General features: G+C 54.6%; 18 protein-coding genes. 4 read left to right on the forward strand and 14 right to left on the reverse strand.

What is annotated here, in order from left to right:
* Window positions 1–157: 157 nt before the first annotated feature.
* Genes DWV58_RS05390 through DWV58_RS05400 form a run of 3 tightly spaced genes read right to left on the reverse strand, consistent with a single transcriptional unit; the run spans window position 158 to window position 3,930 of the window.
* Window positions 158–2,479 (reverse strand): radical SAM protein, encoded by a 2,322-nt coding sequence (locus DWV58_RS05390; protein ID WP_117776428.1) that lies wholly within the window; start codon window positions 2,477–2,479, stop codon window positions 158–160.
* Between the two features lie 7 nt (window positions 2,480–2,486).
* Window positions 2,487–3,671 carry an MFS transporter gene (locus DWV58_RS05395; RefSeq protein ID WP_117776429.1) on the reverse strand — a complete coding sequence of 395 codons (1,185 nt, stop codon included), beginning with the start codon at window positions 3,669–3,671 and terminating at the stop codon, window positions 2,487–2,489.
* The gene (locus DWV58_RS05400) at window positions 3,649–3,930 is read right to left on the reverse strand and encodes a DUF2087 domain-containing protein (RefSeq protein WP_055251466.1); all 282 of its coding nucleotides are present in this window, start codon (window positions 3,928–3,930) and stop codon (window positions 3,649–3,651) included. Before DWV58_RS05400 ends, DWV58_RS05395 begins: the two co-directional genes overlap by 23 nt.
* Window positions 3,931–4,423: 493 nt before the next feature.
* On the opposite strand from DWV58_RS05400, the gene DWV58_RS05410 reads away from it, so the two are divergent.
* Together DWV58_RS05410 and DWV58_RS05415 are read left to right on the forward strand one after the other, a co-directional pair.
* Window positions 4,424–5,377, forward strand: a complete 954-nt coding sequence (locus DWV58_RS05410) for a hypothetical protein (protein ID WP_117776430.1) — start codon at window positions 4,424–4,426, stop codon at window positions 5,375–5,377.
* A gap of 140 nt (window positions 5,378–5,517) precedes the next feature.
* The gene (locus DWV58_RS05415; protein WP_117776431.1) at window positions 5,518–6,825 is read left to right on the forward strand and encodes a hypothetical protein; all 1,308 of its coding nucleotides are present in this window, start codon (window positions 5,518–5,520) and stop codon (window positions 6,823–6,825) included.
* 61 nt (window positions 6,826–6,886) lie between these two features.
* Here the strand turns inward: DWV58_RS05415 and ettA are convergent, their stop codons facing one another.
* From ettA to DWV58_RS05430, 3 genes are all read right to left on the reverse strand, one after another.
* Window positions 6,887–8,566: an energy-dependent translational throttle protein EttA gene (gene ettA, locus DWV58_RS05420; RefSeq protein ID WP_055251458.1), complete on the reverse strand. Its 1,680-nt coding sequence runs from the start codon at window positions 8,564–8,566 to the stop codon at window positions 6,887–6,889.
* Window positions 8,567–8,750: 184 nt separating this feature from the next.
* A complete protein-coding gene (locus tag DWV58_RS05425; protein WP_117776432.1) occupies window positions 8,751–9,455 on the reverse strand; it encodes an SdpI family protein in 705 nt (234 codons plus the stop codon).
* A complete protein-coding gene (locus tag DWV58_RS05430) occupies window positions 9,448–9,726 on the reverse strand; it encodes an autorepressor SdpR family transcription factor (RefSeq protein WP_117776433.1) in 279 nt (92 codons plus the stop codon). The genes DWV58_RS05425 and DWV58_RS05430 overlap by 8 nt, the downstream gene beginning before the upstream one ends.
* 460 nt (window positions 9,727–10,186) lie before the next feature.
* Here DWV58_RS05430 and DWV58_RS05435 point away from each other — a divergent pair, with 460 nt between their 5' ends.
* Together DWV58_RS05435 and DWV58_RS05440 are read left to right on the forward strand one after the other, a co-directional pair.
* The gene (locus tag DWV58_RS05435; RefSeq protein ID WP_117776434.1) at window positions 10,187–10,984 is read left to right on the forward strand and encodes a ThiF family adenylyltransferase; all 798 of its coding nucleotides are present in this window, start codon (window positions 10,187–10,189) and stop codon (window positions 10,982–10,984) included.
* A 14-nt stretch (window positions 10,985–10,998) separates the two neighbouring features.
* Entirely contained in the window at window positions 10,999–11,781 is a 783-nt protein-coding gene (locus tag DWV58_RS05440; RefSeq protein ID WP_117776435.1) for a TatD family hydrolase, read from the forward strand.
* Window positions 11,782–11,861: 80 nt separating this feature from the next.
* On the opposite strand, the gene DWV58_RS05445 is transcribed toward DWV58_RS05440, so the two are convergent.
* The 8 genes from DWV58_RS05445 to DWV58_RS05480 form a co-directional block, all read right to left on the reverse strand.
* Window positions 11,862–13,379 carry an FGGY-family carbohydrate kinase gene (locus DWV58_RS05445; RefSeq protein WP_117776436.1) on the reverse strand — a complete coding sequence of 506 codons (1,518 nt, stop codon included), beginning with the start codon at window positions 13,377–13,379 and terminating at the stop codon, window positions 11,862–11,864.
* A 6-nt stretch (window positions 13,380–13,385) separates the two neighbouring features.
* On the reverse strand, window positions 13,386–14,195 hold the full coding sequence (locus DWV58_RS05450) for a BtpA/SgcQ family protein (protein WP_233540515.1): 810 nt from the start codon (window positions 14,193–14,195) through the stop codon (window positions 13,386–13,388).
* Between the two features lie 33 nt (window positions 14,196–14,228).
* Window positions 14,229–14,657, reverse strand: coding sequence for a secondary thiamine-phosphate synthase enzyme YjbQ (locus DWV58_RS05455; RefSeq protein WP_006234356.1), 429 nt, complete (start codon window positions 14,655–14,657; stop codon window positions 14,229–14,231).
* A 2-nt stretch (window positions 14,658–14,659) separates the two neighbouring features.
* The gene (locus DWV58_RS05460) at window positions 14,660–15,520 is read right to left on the reverse strand and encodes an amidohydrolase family protein (RefSeq protein WP_233540516.1); all 861 of its coding nucleotides are present in this window, start codon (window positions 15,518–15,520) and stop codon (window positions 14,660–14,662) included.
* Between the two features lie 27 nt (window positions 15,521–15,547).
* A complete protein-coding gene (gene frlD, locus DWV58_RS05465; protein ID WP_117776439.1) occupies window positions 15,548–16,348 on the reverse strand; it encodes a fructoselysine 6-kinase in 801 nt (266 codons plus the stop codon).
* Window positions 16,349–16,469: 121 nt separating this feature from the next.
* Window positions 16,470–17,333, reverse strand: a complete 864-nt coding sequence (locus tag DWV58_RS05470; RefSeq protein ID WP_117629753.1) for a PfkB family carbohydrate kinase — start codon at window positions 17,331–17,333, stop codon at window positions 16,470–16,472.
* Between the two features lie 14 nt (window positions 17,334–17,347).
* Complete coding sequence (locus DWV58_RS05475; RefSeq protein WP_117776440.1) at window positions 17,348–18,316, reverse strand: SIS domain-containing protein; 969 nt, start codon at window positions 18,314–18,316, stop codon at window positions 17,348–17,350.
* Window positions 18,317–18,378: 62 nt separating this feature from the next.
* A complete protein-coding gene (locus DWV58_RS05480; RefSeq protein ID WP_117776441.1) occupies window positions 18,379–19,230 on the reverse strand; it encodes a sugar phosphate isomerase/epimerase in 852 nt (283 codons plus the stop codon).

Consider the following 19,230-nt stretch of genomic DNA (forward strand, 5'->3'; position numbering starts at 1 on the left):
TTCTCCTTTAAGCGAGGCAAGTAAATTCCGAAACTAATGGCAGAATTTATCCATGTAGTCCTCAAAGTCGAACACTTCTACCACGACGCCCTCTTCCTGAGACTCTTTCAGTTGCTCCAAGAGATCTTTGTTAATAACGTCCATGTAGAAACCTCCTCTATCTAATCAATTGTAGTATATCTGCTTTCATGCAATTATCAACCAACTTGTTTAATTGCTCCTCGCTTGCCGATAGTCCCTCTTTTTTCAAAATGTCGCACACCTCGTTCTTAGTAATCGGCTTTTCAAACAACGAAAGCAAAGCGAACGAAAAATCATTAACCGCACACATTCTATGGGTGGCACAACTCAGCAGTACTCTTAACCCCTCTTTTGAGCGTCCGACTTCTTTAACAAACGAACTTTTAACCAATTGAAAACCATTATCGTGCATTACATAATCGGCATCGATATTTGTATTCAGCAATCCATAATGCAACAGTTCTTCTATCGCCCTTGTCAGCTCGAGGTCGCCCTGATCAAGAATAAGAGAAATGCTACAATCGGCCTCCAATAAACGGGCCAACTTAAGGTATACCAACTGGGAAACAGCATAGACATGATGGTATTCAGAATTATAGAAGTAGGCAAATGGCTCAACGAGCACGACAGAGGTCTTGGAATCCAGCCAGATTCGATCAGCTGGATTTAGACTAGTTAGCCGTCGCTTTACTTTGGTCAAATGTCCCTTATACCTGACAGCGTGAATAGAATCTAGGATCCAGGTCACCTCTGAAATATGAAGGCGCTGGGGCAAGTCAATTGTGTCGCTACCGTTTATGACCTCTTGCATATAAAAATCAATATGATGCTCATCAGATAAGGATTTTGCTTCATTTAAAGTTAAACCAGTGCCTGAAACATAATCCACTTCGAGGCGCAAATCCTCATATTGGGACTTCGGCATTACAGAGACACCATACTTATCGGGATGATTCCAAACATCCGACCCCATAACGAGACCAAAATTCGTAAATCCTCTCGTGGAATATGGAACACCACATACCTGTTTTGAATAATTCAAAACATTCTCTGTATAAGCTAAGGTGTTCAGAGCCTCTTCTTTAGTTTCGGTCGGAAAGCCAATCATAAAAAATAGATGAACAGGAATACCCGCATTGAGACAATCATGGATATTGCGATCAATCCAATCAACTCTCGTGTTCTTCTTCATTAGATCAAGAACTCTTTGGTTGTATGACTCGAGGCCAAACTGAATCTGCCTACATCCACTTTGGTATATCTTGTTAAAAACTTCTGTACTTAGGGTTGGAGAGAACCTCGTTTCTCCATGCCAGAAAAACGTTTTTCCCGATGCGTTTATTTCATCCGCGAGTTGCTCCATTCTTTTGCCTTCGAATGTTTCATCCACAAAAGAGAAAACTCTCGTGCCGTATTTTTCATTTAACCGACACATTATTTCAAATACTCTCGATATAGGCATCTTTCGGTAACAACCACCGGTAGCACCGGGAATGGTGCAGAAGGCGCAATGATTAAAACACTGCCTAGAGGAATAAACCGGCAATATTAACTCAGGCATGAAGTATTTAGAAAGGGCGAAGCCATCGAAATCGGGAACTGTATCGTTGATAAATGTTTGCTCAATCCGATGGTTTTTATATATCTTTCCACCTTTAGCATGGCAAAGGTTTGGAACACAGTCGAGATTGTCATCACCAGAGTCAAGAGCCTCAAGAAGACGTGCAAGCGGCTCTTCGCCGTCATACATCATTATCGAATCAATGTATTCAAAAAAGGGATGCCATTCTTTCATGCAGTCATCTGCTAAACGAGTAATGTAATTGCCGCCCAATGAGACGTGTTTAACAGATGGACATTCTTCCTTAATCAGTTTCGCTAACGTAACTGCAGAAATCAATTGGAAACAGCCGCTCACCGAAATCCCAATAAACTCGATTTTTTCCCTCTGAATACGCTTAAGAAAGGCAGTTTCATAGAAGGAAATAAACGGATTATGCAAGGTATCTGCAAGCGATTTCATTATTTCTGGTGTCGAATAATAATCATAGGGCAGATCTATGGAGTTGAACGTGTATTTAACTCCATATGAGACGTGATTTATGATATAGAGTGCATTTCTAAAAATGTTTTCAGCATATTGTCTTTCTTTTAGATTAAAGTATCTCTTCGATCTGAAAATATCTTTTGCCTCGTCAACATTAAGTGCCGACTTTTGTATCAACTCGATTGTTAATTGAACATTCGAACTAAACGAATCCTTTGATTCCCGATACCTTTTACAGCACTCTTCGACATGTCTAAAAGATAGGAGGTCATCGTAAAATTCCACGTTTAAGTCAACAATGTCAACTTTGTATTGTTCAACCTCTTGAAGATATGACTTCAAAACAGGCAAGGCAAGATACGGCCCCACTGGACTCCATCCTGGGGGAAATACTAAAAGCGTTTTAGGCATATCAACGTCACATCTTTCGCAAATAATTCAATTGAAACACAACTACCATCATGATTGAAAATACACCAAGTCCTGTAACGAGAATTGAGAACATCGCGATGCTCGTGAACAGCGAAACAAGAAGTGTTGAAATAACAACAGCAACCGATTGCAAAGACTCCCTAATTGAAAACAGGCTTATCGATTCAGATCCGTCTCTCGCCAAATCCTGCAGCGATGTTATGAGAAGCACATCTTGAATGGCGTTTCCGGCACCGACGATAAAAAGGAAAATAAACGATATCCCAGACGCATAGCGATAGCCAAACGCCAGATACGCACCGAGCGCAAGATACGTCACAAAACAATATGATTTAACGCAATCGGAACCACTGATTAAACGACCATATATTGTATTTCCGAACAACAGTCCGATTGTAAGACTACTCTGAAGGAATCCGTATTGTATCGATGACGAGTCAAATTGCAATTGCGCTATAGCTGGCAAAAGAGAATTCAGAGAGCCGAATGCCACGCCACTAGAAATATCGATTAATAGGAAACCAATTGCCAAGTGCTTCGCGCTAAGATCACTAAATGCAGTCCTGTTTTTTTCATTTTTGCTTATTCCCTCTTTATCATTAACCTCGATAATCGACGGAACATCTCGCAGCAACCAGAACGACGCGGCAAAAGAAAGCGCGTCTAATGCAAGAACAGCCTCCGCCCCAAATTGAGCGACAACAAAACCGCCGGCAACTGGCCCCAGAACCATCATCAAATTCTGCAGGAACCCAAACGAATTATTAATTACGTCGCGATTGATACTATTCGTATTGGCTCTTAACAACGAGTAAAAGCAGGGCATTTCTACCGTTCGGCAAAGCGATACCGCGCACGCAATAGCAAACATACTCCATTTACTATCAACAAAAATATAGCAAACGAATAATCCCGCGCGAATTAAGTCTGCCAATCTCATGGCCTGCAGTGTCCCGATACCCATCTTCTGAGGCAGCTGCGCGAGCGCAACTGAAAACAGAGAGGGGGCAAATCTGCAGCAGACCATCAAAGCAGTTGCAGAAACATCGTGAGTTACCTCGTAAATCAGCATTGGCAAAGCAATATTCGCACACCAATTGCCTATTTCGCTTATCCCTCTAGCAATATATAGGACCCGAACCGGACGGCTAGCTCTCAATACCGTGAACATCACGATTAACCTCGTATTTCAGGCCTCGTTCATCCCTTAATAGGAATCCATAATCAACCAAGTACCGCCTCAACACGGCATAATCAGGATAGAGCTGTGACAGCACACGATTAACCTGAAGCTCCGTATAACTTGTATTTAATTCAAAGAAAGAGACGGCCCATAGCAGCATGATTCTTTTATAGCTTTCCTTTTTTGGAATTGAAACCAGCTCGCCATTCTTGAGAAATCGTTTTTTAAAGTCTATTAGCTCATCCATTCACATCCTCCATTTCATACGCATCTAATACTAAAAATGCATACGCTTTAGGTCATCGCATTCAGCTTCTTTATTCGAACTAAACTCGAACTAATCTAAATTATTTGCTCAGACACTCTTCGAAAGCTCGTTTTTCACTCTGAGTAAAATGCCCTTCCCAGTCAGTCCACGAACAGGAAGGCAACTCACAACGAGCGGAGTCGAAGCCCTCTGCCGTCGGTCGCTCAAAATGCACGATAACCTTTTCGATATCGCCATCTGTAATCAGGTCAGAATGAATGACCTCGGTTCCATCTTCGAATGTCATATACGGGTACATCACGTAAACCACCTCGCAAACATAAATCCAGTTTAGCATCAAGCTATTGCACCAAAGACAGCAGGCCCCCTTGATGAGTTGATGGTATCTGTTAAATGTCACGTACGATTCACATCTGGTGGGTACCCTGATGGCTACACGAAACGAAGCAGATTTACACCGGGAGGACCCCGTATGGCAACCAAGTACACCGACGCGCCGCGCACGCGCGTCATGACACCGGCCGCGCTCAACAACGGCGCGCACGAGAACCATTCCATCGGACAGACCATGGCCATCGCGCCCAAAAAGGGCCTGTTCGATGACATTTCCATTCCCCAGATCATCGCCGGCGCCGCAGCTGCCGCCACGAGCGTGGCGCTTGCTTCAAAGATCGGCATTGCCGGCTCGGTGATTGGTGCCGCTGTGAGCTCAGTCATCACTGTTGTGTCCTCGCAGGTCTATCGCCACTTTATCTCCGCCAGCGCCGAAGCAATCAAGGGCACGCATGCCGCTGTCGACTACCCTACCGGCGCCTACGAGCCCGTTGAGCCCAATGTCGAGGAGCACCTAGGTGGCGCCGCAACCACGCAGGAGATGCGCCAGGTTGCGGGACGCGCGACCACGGCGCGCGTCGCTCCCAACAGCCTGCGCGCCAAGGCGGCGGCTGAGCGCAGCCAGACGCAAAAGAAGGTCATCGTCTTCTCGATCGCTATCGCCATCGTCGCGGTCATCGCCTGCGCCGGCGCCATCCTTATCACCACTGCCGGTGAGGGTCTGGGCGAGCGTCCCGAGCCAATCCTGTCGTCGCGCACGACCGAGAGCGATGCAAATGGCAACACCCAGTCGCAGGATCAGCAGGCACAGACGGACGATACGCAAGACAGTTCTACCTCTGCCAATTCGTCCTCGAACACCCAAAACCAATCGCAGGGCGTCGATTCCTCTGCGAACAACAGCGGCACGCAATCCGGCACGACTGACTCAAGTCAAACGACTGACGGCTCTCAACCGAGCACGGGCGACCAGGCGAATGGCAATACACCGAGTACGGGATCTACCGACAACAGCAACACCAACAGCTCGAGCGGAACCGCGTCCGGCACGGCATCTGACAGTTCAAGCCAAGGCGCGACATCGGGCAACTAGGCACATTTGCCTCTCATAGATAACCGACCTGTATAACGGGCGCGAATCGACAGCGGTTCGCGCCCGTTTGCCTTGGGCGCCGCCATGGCGAGCGCCATGCGATGGTAAGATGCTTTACATGTGTAAAGAGGAGATTTGCCATGAGCAAGACAATAGTTAGGCCCACGCTATCGCTGGGCAACCACATCTATCTGTATCGCCTGCTGCGCGATGCGATTGGGTGTGGCAAGCAAACGTTTATGACACAGGTCGAGGAGGCGCTCACCGCTGGCGACATGACCGCTTATGACCTGGGCTTCGAATCCACGCGCGAGCTGCTCGAAGAGCTTGACGACTGCATTAAGCTGACCGTCTTTAAGGGCGGTCGCCTGTATGCCACCGTCATCGCCAACGAGGCCTGGGATGCCGCACTTGCCAAGGGCGAGGACAAGCCCAAGACCGCCAAGGGCGCTAAGCAGTCCTACAAAAAGAAAAAGCGCAGTGAGAAGGACCTCAAGGCTGTGCGCCCCAAGCACGTTAAGCGTCCCGAACCAGAAGCCGCGGTTGAAGCTGTGCCGGAGCCCGAGCCCGAGACAGAGATCGAAGTCGCTATTGAGGTAGCAGTAGAAACCGAAACCGAAATCGCCGCCACGACCGATCCCGAAGTCATATCCGAGCAGGAAGCCACTGCTGAGCTCAACGAAGCTCCCAAGTCGACAACCGAAGAAGCCGCTAACCAACCCGAGACGTCTGCGTTCCAAAACAGCGATGTCTTTGGCAACGAGGCCGAGGACGATCAGTCCGACGAACCCGCCGATCAAGACGCTACCGAGTCGGCGCCGGAGCCCGAGACACCGCAGCCCGCCATCTCGCTTACGGTCGTCTATGACCCCGAGAACGCAAACGCCGGCATCACCACCATGGCGTCCACGCCCATCGAGGCAAAGCCGAGCGTCGAGAACGAGAACGCGACGCAGGTTGAGGTTGAAACTGCAGCTGCAGACGCGCCCGTCACCGTGGAGCCCGTAGATTCCACGATCAAGCCGGAAGCGACGCCGGAGCCCGCACCCGTCATCGAGTCCGCGCCCACCTCTGCTTGCGACCAAATTCCCGCACCTGCACCGGCTCCGGTCCCCGCTGCAGCACCGGCCCCCGCACCTGCAGTGCCCGCCATCCCCGAGGACTTCCCCGTCGATTTCGCAACCGAGGTCTTCTGCCCCGGCCCGCTTCTGCACCAGTTGTCGACCTATCTCCCCTACGGCGCCGACACGCTCGGCATCGTCGGCGAGTACTACTGGATCGCCCGCGAACGCGGCACCATCGAGGCCGCGCGAAACCGCGCAAGCTTCCCCCTGCGCTACACGCAGGCCGGCGAGCGTCGCGAGGTTGCCGTGCGCATCCGCCGCAACACCACCGGCGGTCTCGGAGCCACCTGGGCCATCGATAAAGTCGAACCTTCTACCAAGTAACAAAAAGGGACGATAACCCTCAAGGTTATCGTCCCTTTCTCATTAGGTCACCTGAGCTCGACTAATCGCGCGTCAGCTTGCGGTGAATACGATGCGGCTGGGCTGCGTCCTCGCCCAGGCGCTCGATGCGGTTGGCCTGATAGGCCTCGAAGTTGCCCTCGAACCAATACCAGTTGCCCGGGTTCTCATCGGTGCCCTCCCACGCCAGGATGTGCGTGGCAACGCGGTCTAGGAACATACGGTCGTGGCTAATGACCACCGAGCAGCCCGGGAACTCGAGCAGCGCCGCTTCGAGCGAGGACAGCGTCTCGACGTCGAGGTCGTTCGTGGGCTCGTCGAGGAGCAGCAGGTTGCCGCCCTGCTTGAGCGTGAGCGCCAAGTTCAGACGGTTGCGCTCGCCACCGGAGAGTACGCCGGCGCGCTTCTGCTGGTCCTGGCCCTTAAAGCCAAAGCTCGCCACATAAGCGCGGCTCGGAACCTCGGTCTCGCCGACCATCATGTGGTCCAGGCCGTCCGAGACGACCTCCCACAGGTTCTTGTCGGGGTCGATGCCGGAACGGTTCTGGTCGACGTAAGAAATCTTGACGGTCTCGCCCACCTCGAGCTCGCCCGAAGTCAGCGGCTCCAGGCCCACGATGGTCTTGAAGAGCGTGGTCTTGCCCACACCGTTGGGGCCGATGACGCCCACGATGCCGTTGCGCGGCAGGGTGAACGAAAGGTCGTCGATGAGCACGCGGCCATCGAACTCCTTGTGCAGATGATGGGCCTCGAGCACCTTGTTGCCCAGACGCGGGCCCACGGGGATGCGGATGTCGGTCCAGTCGAGCTTCTGGCTGGCGCGGGCCTCGGCCTCCATCTCCTCGTAGCGAGCCAGACGGGCCTTGTTCTTGGCCTGACGAGCCTTGGGCGAGCTGCGTACCCACTCGAGCTCGGCCTCCATGCGCTTGGCGAGCTTGGCATCGCGGTTGCCCTGCGCCTCGATACGGGCGGCCTTGGTCTCCAGATACGTGGAGTAGTTGCCCTTGTAGGGATAAAGGTGGCCGCGGTCGACCTCGCAGATCCACTCGGCAACGTTATCCAGGAAGTAGCGATCGTGCGTGACGGCAAGCACCGCGCCCTGGTAGTTGTGCAGGAAGTGCTCGAGCCACAGGATCGACTCGGCGTCCAAGTGGTTCGTGGGCTCGTCGAGCAGCAGCAGGTCGGGAGCCTCGAGCAGCAGCTTGCACAGGGCCACGCGACGGCGCTCGCCGCCGGAAAGCACGTTGACCGGCATGTCGGAATCGGGCAGCTGGAGGGCGTCCATGGCCTGGCCGAGCTTGGAATCGATATCCCAGCCGTCGGCGGCGTCAATCTCGTCCTGGAGCTTGCCCATCTCTGCCATGAGGGCGTCCATGTCGCAGTCCGGGTCACACATCTCCTCGCCGATCTTATTGAAGCGATCGACCTTGGCGATCATGTCGCCAAACGCCATGCGCACGTTCTCGATGACGGTCTTGTCGTCGTCGAGCGGCGGCTCCTGCTGCAGGATACCCACGGTGTAGCCGGGGGTGAGCCTGGCATCGCCGTTGGAGACCTCCTCAATGCCGGCCATAATCTTGAGCAGGGTCGACTTGCCCATGCCGTTGGGGCCCACGACACCGATCTTGGCACCGGGGTAGAAGCTCAGGGTCACGTCGTCAAGGATTACCTTGTCGCCATGGGCCTTGCGAGCCTGATACATCTGGTAGATAAACTCTGCCATTTGCCTGTTTTATCCTTTCTACCTGCTGTTTCCCTATTCTTGATTCGCTTTAGTGGAAACGAAATGAGGAAACCAGCTCTGAAACTTAACGAAAAAGGGGCATGGTTGCCCACACCCCCTAATACTACCTGGGAAAAGTCCCCCTTAACACACTATGAACTGCGTACGCTAGTTTTCCGCAACCTTAACGAGCGGCTCGCTGCGATTTGCGCCACAGCAGATACGAATAGACGTAGGCAGCTCCAGCTGAACCAAACGCCAGAACCGCAATCACCGCGGCGACGACTTCACTCGAAAGCACGCTACCCGCCACGCCCATCACAATCAAACCAACACCCAGCACCATAAAGCAGGCGCCGCCAAAACGCTGCGTACGGCGCCAGTTCTCGGGATCGGCAAGCGCCCAAGGCGTCTTGATACCGAGCGTATAGTTCTGCTTCACACGCGGCAAGTAGTTGCCTACGCCGATGAACAGCAAACCGATAGCACCGGAAATCAGCACGTTGACCGAACCGACCGCCGGCACCACGCCCCAGACCGTAAGCTCACCCAACCAGCTTATGGCACACATGAACAAGGTGAAGGCGATTACGAAGCCCTGATAGAACTTGCCCGAGGTTCGATATGCCTCACCTTTGGGGTCAATGCGTGGCACCACGTAGAACATTGCAAGAAGTGCCAGAGGCAGCACGCCGAGCGCGGAGGCCATCCAGCTAGGGCCCCAACCGTCGACGGCGCCGTTCGCTCCCCAGTGCGTAGGAATCTGTGCAGGCAAGCTCGGCATCACCATAAGGTGCGCCGCGACATTAATAGCGCAGACCACAACAAGCATGGCCCATACACGCGGCGATACCCCCGTGGCGCGAATGCCCTTGTTTTCGTTATTCATCCTCATCACCTTCAGTGTCTGTAAAGCCCATAAACCAGCCAATCAAGTCCTGCATGACGGTGGTGTTTAAGCTGTAAACGATGTTTTGGCCATGGCGCTCGTCGGTCACCAGCCCGGCGTTTTTGAGCGTCGCCAAATGATGGCTCAATGACGGCTTGCTGATGTCAAAATGCTCGGCAAGCTCCCCGGCCGTACAATTGCCCTCGCGCAGCAACTCCAAAATGCGCCGTCGCGTTGGATCGGCAAGCGCCTTAAAACCCTCTCCCGGCATAGGACCTCCTCTCACTATCTCTCACGACGCGCACAGTATACTCGTTATTTAGATGTTTGTCTAATTATCTAATTTGATACTACGTATAGAACATTCGTTCGTTTTTAGATACAATGGGCCCAGAAGCAGATGGGTCAGCTCCCTCTTACCAAGAAGGAGATGGACTATGAGTATTGACGATGTCCTGACGTTGTTATTGCTTGTAATCGCGGCCGTGGAGCTCGGCATCCACATTGGAGGTCGAATGAAATAGCCGCCCCCGCGTAATGCGAAGACGGCCACTTCTCACGCCATAAACGTGTTTCGGAGTTGGCTAACCCGCGGCAACGGGTGCCATCTGCTTCATCTTATGCGAATCCCGATCTCATTTCAACAAGCCCCTAGGGCTCAAATGGAATCGTGATAATCCCTATAATGGCGATAGCCCAAACACGATCCGCTTCCCCATCGGAGGACATCTATGACCGAAACCGCAGCCGCAGCTCCCGTCGAGACACGCGACACCAAGCTCGAGATCATCATGGGCCGCGAGGCGCTCAATAAACTCGCCAACGCCACGGTGCTGGTGCTGGGCTGTGGCGGCGTGGGATCCAACTGCTGCGAAGCGCTCGCGCGCGGCGGCATCGGCCATTTTGTGATCCTGGACAAGGACATCATAGCGCCCAGCAACATCAACCGCCAGGCCATCGCCTTTCATAGCACCATCGGCAAGCGCAAGGTTGACGTGATGGAAGCCATGATCCACGACATCAATCCCGCCGCCACCGTTATCAAACGCACCGAATACTTGCTGAGCGACAACATCGATGATTTCTTCGCGGGCGTTTTGGAGCAGACGGACGGCAAGCTCGACTACGTCGTCGACGCCATCGACACCATCTCGGCCAAGCTCACCATTGCCAAATATGCTCAAGACCACGACATTCGTTTGGTTAGCTCCATGGGCGGGGCCAACAAGCTCCATCCCGAGTGCCTCCGCTTTGCCGACATTTTCGATACGGTACGTGACCCCATGAGCCGCATTATGCGCAAAGAATGCAAGAAGCGCGGCATCAAGAGCCTGCTCGTACTGTTTAGCTGCGAGGAATCGGTTAAGACACAGCCCCGCGACCCTTCCAACATCCACGAGCGCACCGAGCTGGGAACTGCCAGTTTTATGCCGCCCATCATGGGCCAGATGATCGCCGGCGAGGTTATCCGTCAGATCAGTGGCCGCGGCACCGAGCGCGTGCGCGCCGATGGCCAGCGCCTAGACTAGCAGGATGTCCTGCGATGGAACCGCGATTCTTTGACACGCATTGTCATCTTGATTTGATGCTCAGCCCCGATGCTGCAGCCAGCGAGTCGGCGGCGTTGGGTCTGGGGCTCTTTGACTGCGGGGTCGACCCACGCGACTTCGCGGCAGCAAAAAAGCGGGCCAGCCGCCACCCAAACATTATCGCGGGCGCCGGCCTCCATCCCTGGTGGCTCGCCGACGGCCGCTGCGGTCCTGCCGAAGTCAATCTGTTTTGCGAAGTTGCTGCCCAAGAGCGCTATATCGGCGAAGTCGGACTCGACTTTTCCGCGCGCTTTGCTGGAAGTGAGCTGCTACAAATACAGGCACTTAACCGGCTCTGCGATACACTCGTGCAGCATCCTCTTACCGGGCGCGTGATATCAATTCACGCCGTTCGTTCAGCGGGAGCCGTACTGGACGTCCTCGAATCGCATGGACTACTCATCCCAAACTCCGACTCCCCCGTTATCATCTTCCACTGGTTTAGCGGCACTTCGGACGAACTCGTCCGCGCGCGTAATGCGAGCTGTAATTTTTCCGTCAACGAACGCATGCTTGCGTCTAAACGTGGACGTGAATATGCCCGACAGATTCCACTCGACCGTCTACTGCTCGAGACCGATGCGCCGGCCGAGCCAAACACAGAAACAAGCGCGCAGTCGCTCATCAGATCGCTCACAAGGACCTCGGAACACATCGCCTCACTCAAAAACTGTGACATAAAGCGCATCGAATCGGCAGTTTTAGCAAATGCGCACTCTGTATTTGACCTTCGCTAACCCCTGTGGGCAAAAAATGCCAAGGGACATGCGAATCACACAACGCAGTCCCTATTGGAAGGCAGTACAATTCGGCAGCATTACACCAATTCGTGCATGAGATCACAGTTGCGTGCATACAATTCGTCAAAGATATGACGACGCGACGCATATAACTCGTGGGCAGCCATATCGGGCACGATTGTTTGCGCAACGCCAAGGACTTGGGCGAGTTCATCCCATGATGCATAGGCGCCACCTGCGAGAGCTGCCATGATGGCATCACCGAAGCATGCGCCCACCGTAACCTTGGCAACCGAGACCTCGCGCCCGCATACGTCGGCGATAGCCTGCATCCAAACTGGATTCTTGGTTCCACCTCCGACAAGCATAATGCGCCCAATTGGCAGTCCATGCTCTCGCTCGATAATGTCGACATGGGATGCAACGGTATACGCGACGCCTTCCAAGGCGGCGCGAACCATATGGGCTCGCGTATGCCTTCCGGTCAGGCCAAAGAAGACGCCACGCGCCTCGGGATCGTTGAGCGGAGTACGCTCCCCCGCAAAGTACGGCAGACACACGAGCCCATCGGCACCCGGCGCCACATCGGCGGCATCATGCGCCATAACCGAATATGCATCGGGGCCACCGTGGCCCTCGGCCTCCACGGCGTCGCGATACAGCTCTTGGCGCAACCACGATGTGAGCGCACCCGCCGTATTGGTCCCCGCGCAGATCCCGTAAGTTCCGGGAATGATAAACGTCCCTGGCCACAGGCGGGCATCATCGACCATATGATCAGCTAGGTAGATGAAATACGCCGTGCTCCCCAACTGAACCATCATATCGCCGGGACGAAATACACCCGTCGAAATGGCCTCGGCACCAGAGTCGCCCGTTCCCACTAAGACAGGTGTCCCTGCCGCGAGCCCCGTCGCCTCAGCCGCACACTGCGTAATCACCCCGGCAATATCGGTAGCCGACATTACCTCCGCCATCTGGTCAGGCCGGCAGAAACGAGCACATTCCCGAGCATCAACCTTCCAAGTGTAGCGGTCATATTGGGGAAGAAAATCCTCCGCTAAATAACGGTCCACCGTAAAACGCCCCGTCAACTTTGCGCATAGAAACGATGACGCCGTCAGGAACTTCGCGGCACGTTCGTGCACCTCGGGTATATTCTGCTTAAACCACAAGATCTTGGGAGCAATATCTGACGAACAGGGATCGTGCCCGAAAAGCTCGCGTGCGCGATCTGACCCATATTCGGAAAGGAGCTCGTCAATCTGCGGCTTCGAACGTGCATCGACTCCATACAAAATCGCGGGCGCCAGCGCGTTGCACTCGGTATCGACCGGCACGCAGTCGCAACCCAATGCGGAAAGGCCCACGCATCCAATCTGCGCCGCGTTAACCCCCGATCGCACCACCAGCTCGCGCGACAAGCGGCAAAAATCGCCCCACCAAACTGCCTCCGCATCATGCTGATACCATCCATCACGCGGGTTGTCCGTCTCGTGTCCACAAGAGGCTTGGCAAACGATGTTGCATCGATCATCGATTAAAACACCTTTAGAGGCGCTTGTCCCAATATCAATACCCAGATAGAGCGCCATAGGTGCCTACTCCCCTCGCGCCGCACGAGCGGCAGCCATAAAACGAACTACCCGCTCAACATCAACCGGGGCATCCAGCTTTCCGTCGCGCTTAAAGCACGTGCCGACAAACGCACCATCGTAGTGAGCAAATACGTCAGCCACGGTATTTTCGCGACAACCGGTGCCACATACCACAGGTACTTCGCCAACACGCTCGCGGACCCCATCGGCAAGCTCGCCCGAAGCGCCACGACCGGCAGCCGAACCGCCGATGACCATCGCATCCGGTAGGCAATTAAAGAGAAGTGAATCGGCAATGTCCGCAGTCGTGCGGTCGTTGAGATAAACCTCCCCCTCGCTCGTGATGAAATGAAAAAGCTTGAGGTCGTCCAGGCGCAGCGCCGCCTTGCGACGCATGGTGTGAGCGAAATCTCGGTTAATCAGCCCGAGATCACCGGCCCAGGCACCGCAAAAATTGCAGCGCGTGAACTGCGCATCGACGGCAGCGCACAGCTCGATTGTGGCATCACCATCGTAAATTGCCTCAGCTCCCCAAGGGGTCGACAAATCATGGGACAGAGTCCCGATTACATGGCCCATCGATGCAAGGGTTGAGGGAGAAACGTGCTGCTCATAGGGCATCGAGAGCTCATTGGTAATCAAAATGCCATCGACACCGCCCTGCTGCAACGCCTCGAGATCGCGCTTGGCGGCTTCCACGACCTGCGATACGCTTCCGCCCGGGTAATACAGCGGATCGCCCGGCAGAGGACGCAGGTGCAGCATTCCGATAACCGGCTTTTCGTTCTTGAACATCGAAGTTAGAAACGACATAACGTGCTCCTTCATAGGGTTATTGCAGGGACGTTACTCCCCCAGCACCTCGACGTACACCTTTCGCTTCTGCGGACCGTCAAACTCCGCAAGATAGATGTTCTGGGCACTTCCGCACACGATGTGGCCATCTTGGACGGGAAAGAAGCAACTGTTTCCACAAATCATGCTCTTGATATGCCCACAGGAGTTGTTGCCGGTGGCTCCATAGCTCGGCAGGAAGTGTGCATGCGCATAGGGGGCATCGAGTGGGGCGATGCGATCAAGCGTCTCCATAAGATCCGTCTCCACGCAGGGCAGCCCCTCGTTTACCACGATTCCACAGGTCGTATGCGACAAAATAATCGCCGCCAAGCCATTGGTCACCGAGCTGCGTTCGATGGCAGCGTGCACGTCTTCGGTAATATCGATGAACTGGTCCGGAGCAGTCGATAGATAGCTCAATGTCTCGAGCGTCACCATGTTTACTCATCTCCTTCAAGAAAACGCAGGGCATTACCCCAGTAGAGCCTTTCTCGCGCATCATCGCGCATGGACACGGTATCGAGCGCCCGCTTGAGTTTGAATGCACGGAAGCGCGGCGTATTGCTGGCGAACATCACTTGATGCGATAGCGCGCGCTCATACCACAGCGGCCCCATATCGACCGTGAAAAGACGCTGCATCATCTCCTCGGGCGAATCGATGTAAGTGATAGAAGTGTCCGTGTAGCAGTTGGGATACTTGAGCAGCATCGCCACGGTCTCGCGCACCCAGGGCCAGCCAAAGTGGGTCAAACTAAAACGCACATTTGGATGCGTTGCGATTGTGTGCTCAAATGCAAGCGGGTTACTGCGCGAGAGCTCTGCACCCGGCTCCCAAGACATACCGGCATGAAAAACCACCGGCTTGTTATAGCGCTCGCACAGCTCGTAAAGCGGCTCGGCCACGGCATCTTCGGGGGCAAAACCCTGCTTTGCCGGATGCAGGCAAAGCCCCTTTGCCCCCAACTCGGTAAAGGCGCGCTCCAATTCGCCTGCGGCACCGCTCACCTGCGGATCTACGCTCGCAAATCCCCACAGACGATCGGGATGCGCGGCAACCAGCATGGCAATCTGGTCATTGGTGCCAAAGTGCCCTCCGCATGCCGTGGTTACATCGAGCGGCATGAGCACGCTCTTCTGCACGTCGCAGACGTCCATCTCGACTTGAAGCTCATCCCAATCCATAGGGCCCATATGCCCCATACCAAATTCTCGTGACCAAAAACCGAATCCATCAGGCTCATCACCCGGCGTACAGATCTCGCCGTAGAGCATGGGCTGGACCAACATGTCGATAACCATTTCGTACTCCTTTCCAGGCATTTGACCCTAGTACGGCTCAAACGAACCAATCACTCGGGACGACAGCTCAGCGCCCGCCTTCATACACGCCGAAATATCAAGGCCATCGATCACGCCCTTGGTAAACCCGGCAATATACGAATCGCCGGCACCCACGGTATTAACGACCCTCTCCGCCGGTACGATCCCGCACTCATAGAAGCGCTCACCGTCATAGGCAATGCTCCCCTTCTCGCCAAGCGTGGCAACCGCAACGCGCGGTCCCAATTCCTGCACGTGGCGTACCCAGTCCCGCAGCTCCGGAGTGTCCTCTTCAAACGACATGAACGCATAATCTACGTAAGGAAAATGAGCCTCGCATGCATATTCGGGATCCTGGCTGAACACCGAGAAGTCCATAACCACCGTCTTGCCCGCATCATGCCATTCGGGCAGGAGGTCCAAACAATTGCCAAACAGGTCGGTATGAATGATGTCATGCTCTAGGATAAACGCCCGGTCATCTTCATTCGGACGATATGTCTCCATTACGCCATCGATTGCCTCGAGATGCACGCGATCGACGCCGTCTTTCAATGCCATGAGCATCACCGAGGTGTCGCCATCCTCCACCCGCAGATGAGAGATATCAAACCCCTCGGCGGCCAGCGCCTCTCCCATCTTGTCTCCGTACTCGTCCTTGCCGACAACCGACACGGCGGATACCGAAACGCCCATTCGTGCAAGATGGATACCCCAGTCAATGCCATTACCAGTCGGATAGAACACGCCGATGTTTTGATAGACGTCCGCAAAGCAAAAACCAGCCGCACACGCTTTAATACCCATGGTCTTCTCCAATGTTCAAAAGGGGACCCACCACATGGCGAGCCCCCTTTTCGCGTTTCGCTTATTGTTTTGCATCGGCTGTCCAAGGCCTCATAGCCAGACCGCCGTACGCTTTCTTAAGCTATTCGACGATTGGTGCTCCGTGGCCCCAAGAACCTTCCATGCCGCACACGGTCGAGGCAAACCCGGCAGCAAAGTCGAGCGCGCGCTCGATGGCCTCGGCGCCACCCTCACCACGCTTGGCGGAATCGAGATAGCACATCAAAAACGAGGTGAGGAACGAGTCGCCCGCCCCCATGGTGTCCTTCATGTCCGTTACCGGTTTAGCCAGCTGGCGGTAATAACGCTCGCCGTCGTAAGCGATGCAGCCCTCGGCGCCCGCCGTAGCCGACACAAAACGCGGACCCAGACCCTTCACCCATGCCAGACGCTCGCGAATCTCGTCCTCACTCGCGGCATCCGCCGCACTAAAGAAAGCAAAATCGACGTAGGGCGCAATCTGCTCGTAGTACTCGTCGGTGGAGTCGTCCGAAAAGTCAAAAGAGACCGTGACGCCCGCAGCCTTCAACTTGGGCAGCTCGCGCTCGGTGAAGCAATAGTTGCCCGAATGAACCACATCGAACTGCTTCATGTACGAAAGGTCAAAGCGATCGAGAACATAGCGCGCATCGCCACGGATACCGCCCTCGTTGGAACCGAGGAAGACACGGTCACCGTCAACGACGGTCACGCGAGCCGCTCCGTTCTCGCCAATCATCTGCTCGCACTTGTCAAGCTCGATACCCTCATCCTCGAGGCTTGCAATGACATGCTCGGCAGCGGCGTCATTGCCAAAAATGCCCATGTATGCAGAGCGTGCGGCACCGCATTTCTTGGCATAAACGGCGAAGTTCACCGCATTGCCGCCGGGATACATGGTGTGGATATGCTCGTAGCGATCGACGACGTTGTCGCCAAATCCGAGCGCGTTAACGTTAAATGCCATGGCCTTTGCCCCTTCTAGTACTCGACAACACCCATATAGCGACGGAAATCGGGATCGTGATCAAACACCTTGCCGCGTGCAGCACGCAGCTCGCAGTTCATGGCGTAGAACAGCACCGGGTCCAGATAGGCACGGACGCTCGCCGGCACGGCTTCCATACCGTACTCCTTGGCATCGAGCACCATCAGCGTATCGGTATGCGTCTTAAGGAACGCAAGGGCGCGCTCGTCCATAGCACGGCACTCGCTGGAGCCCATCTGCAGGAAGTAAAAAACGCCATCCTGAGTAGCCTCGAAGGGGCCGTGGAAGTACTCGGCAGAGTGGATGTAGCTGCAGTGCTGCCACTGCATCTCCATAAGAGAGCAGATAGCGAAACCGTAGGTCTGGCTAAAGTTGGGACCGCTGCCCAGAATGTAGAAGAACTCGTGCTCCTGGCAAAGCTTGGCAAAACGATCACCTAGCTCGGCATTTACCTTCTCACGTGCCGGGGGAAGAATCTTATCCATCTCGGCGATACCGGCATACATATCGGCAAGATCGGCGTAGCCCTCCTGCTGATCGAGCAGCTCGGCCGCAAGCGACAGCGAAATGCCAGCGGGGACCTCGGCCTGCGGCACGCCCTCGCCCCACGGGTAGACCCACGTGGTCCACTTGCCGGAGTCAATCTTGGATCCAGCGTTGTCGGTCTGGGCGATCACCGTAGCGCCGGCAGCAAGGGCAATCTCGCAGCCCTCGACGACCTCGGGGGTGTTGCCACTGTGGCTGCAAGCAATGACCAGGGATTTCTCACCCAAGCGGCGCGGGCGCATGATATCAAACTCGCGAGCCGTATAGATATGCGAAGTGAAGGTGGTTGCCTCGCGCTGCAGAAGCTCATGAGCCGGGATCAAATCGATCATGGAGCCACCGCAAGCAATCCAGTAGACGCTGTCGAACTTGCCCTTCTCGGCAATTGCCTCTTTGATCAGATCGTGTGCGTTCATATCCAGTTCCTTTCTTGTTTGGTCCGCAATCAATGACGTTGGCTGCGTGACCGATAGTTGTTTTAGTCAATCAGATATTTCTCGAATGCGGCCATGTTCTTGGCATCTGCCGCCGCCGGGTCATCGTAGTAGCGCCCGTCCGTGATTTCCTGGCCCAGCATGCCATCGAAACCATGGGCATTAAGCGTGGCGACGAAGGCGTCCATATCGTGCTTGCCATCGCCCCACGCCAGATGGCCATACGGGTCACCGTCGATAAAGTGCATCTCGTGAATTGCCCCATCACCAAAGGCGGCAAACCAGTCCTCGAGCGTCTCGCCCGCAACGCCCATCGCGGTTGTATCAACCATGGGCTGTAAGTACGGGCTCGCGACCTCGTCAATCATGCGCTTCGCATCGGAAACCGTCGTTACAAGGTTGCTCTCCTCGGGACGCAGGCTTTCCATCGTAAGCACCAGACCGTGCTCACCGGCATACTCCGCCAGAATGGACAAGTGCTCGCGGCTGCGCTTCCAGGCTTCCTCGCGGTCCTCGTCCCAGTCGCCCCAGCCCGAGTTGACGGACATACGGTCGCACCCAAGTACCTCGGCAAGCTCAATGCCGTGCTTAAAGTACGCCAGGCTGCGCTGTTCATGCAGCGGTTTGCGTGCGCAGTACTGCCAAGGATAGACAACATTCTCGGGGCACAGAGTACGATACCTAAGCCCACGGTCTGCAGCCTTTTTCGCCAGGACCTCAGCCTCAAAGTAGCCCGTGTGGTCGAGCGTCACATGCGGCTCCGCACACCACAGCTCAATGGACTCAAAGCCCAAACGCTGCTGCACATCAAGGAAGTAATCGAGCGACCACATGATGTAGTGGATATTCATGCCCGCAATCTGTTCGCGGCGCAGCGTCGGTTTGGATTCAGACAT

Source organism: Collinsella sp. AF11-11 (genome assembly GCF_003465485.1).
Lineage (GTDB): Bacteria > Actinomycetota > Coriobacteriia > Coriobacteriales > Coriobacteriaceae > Collinsella.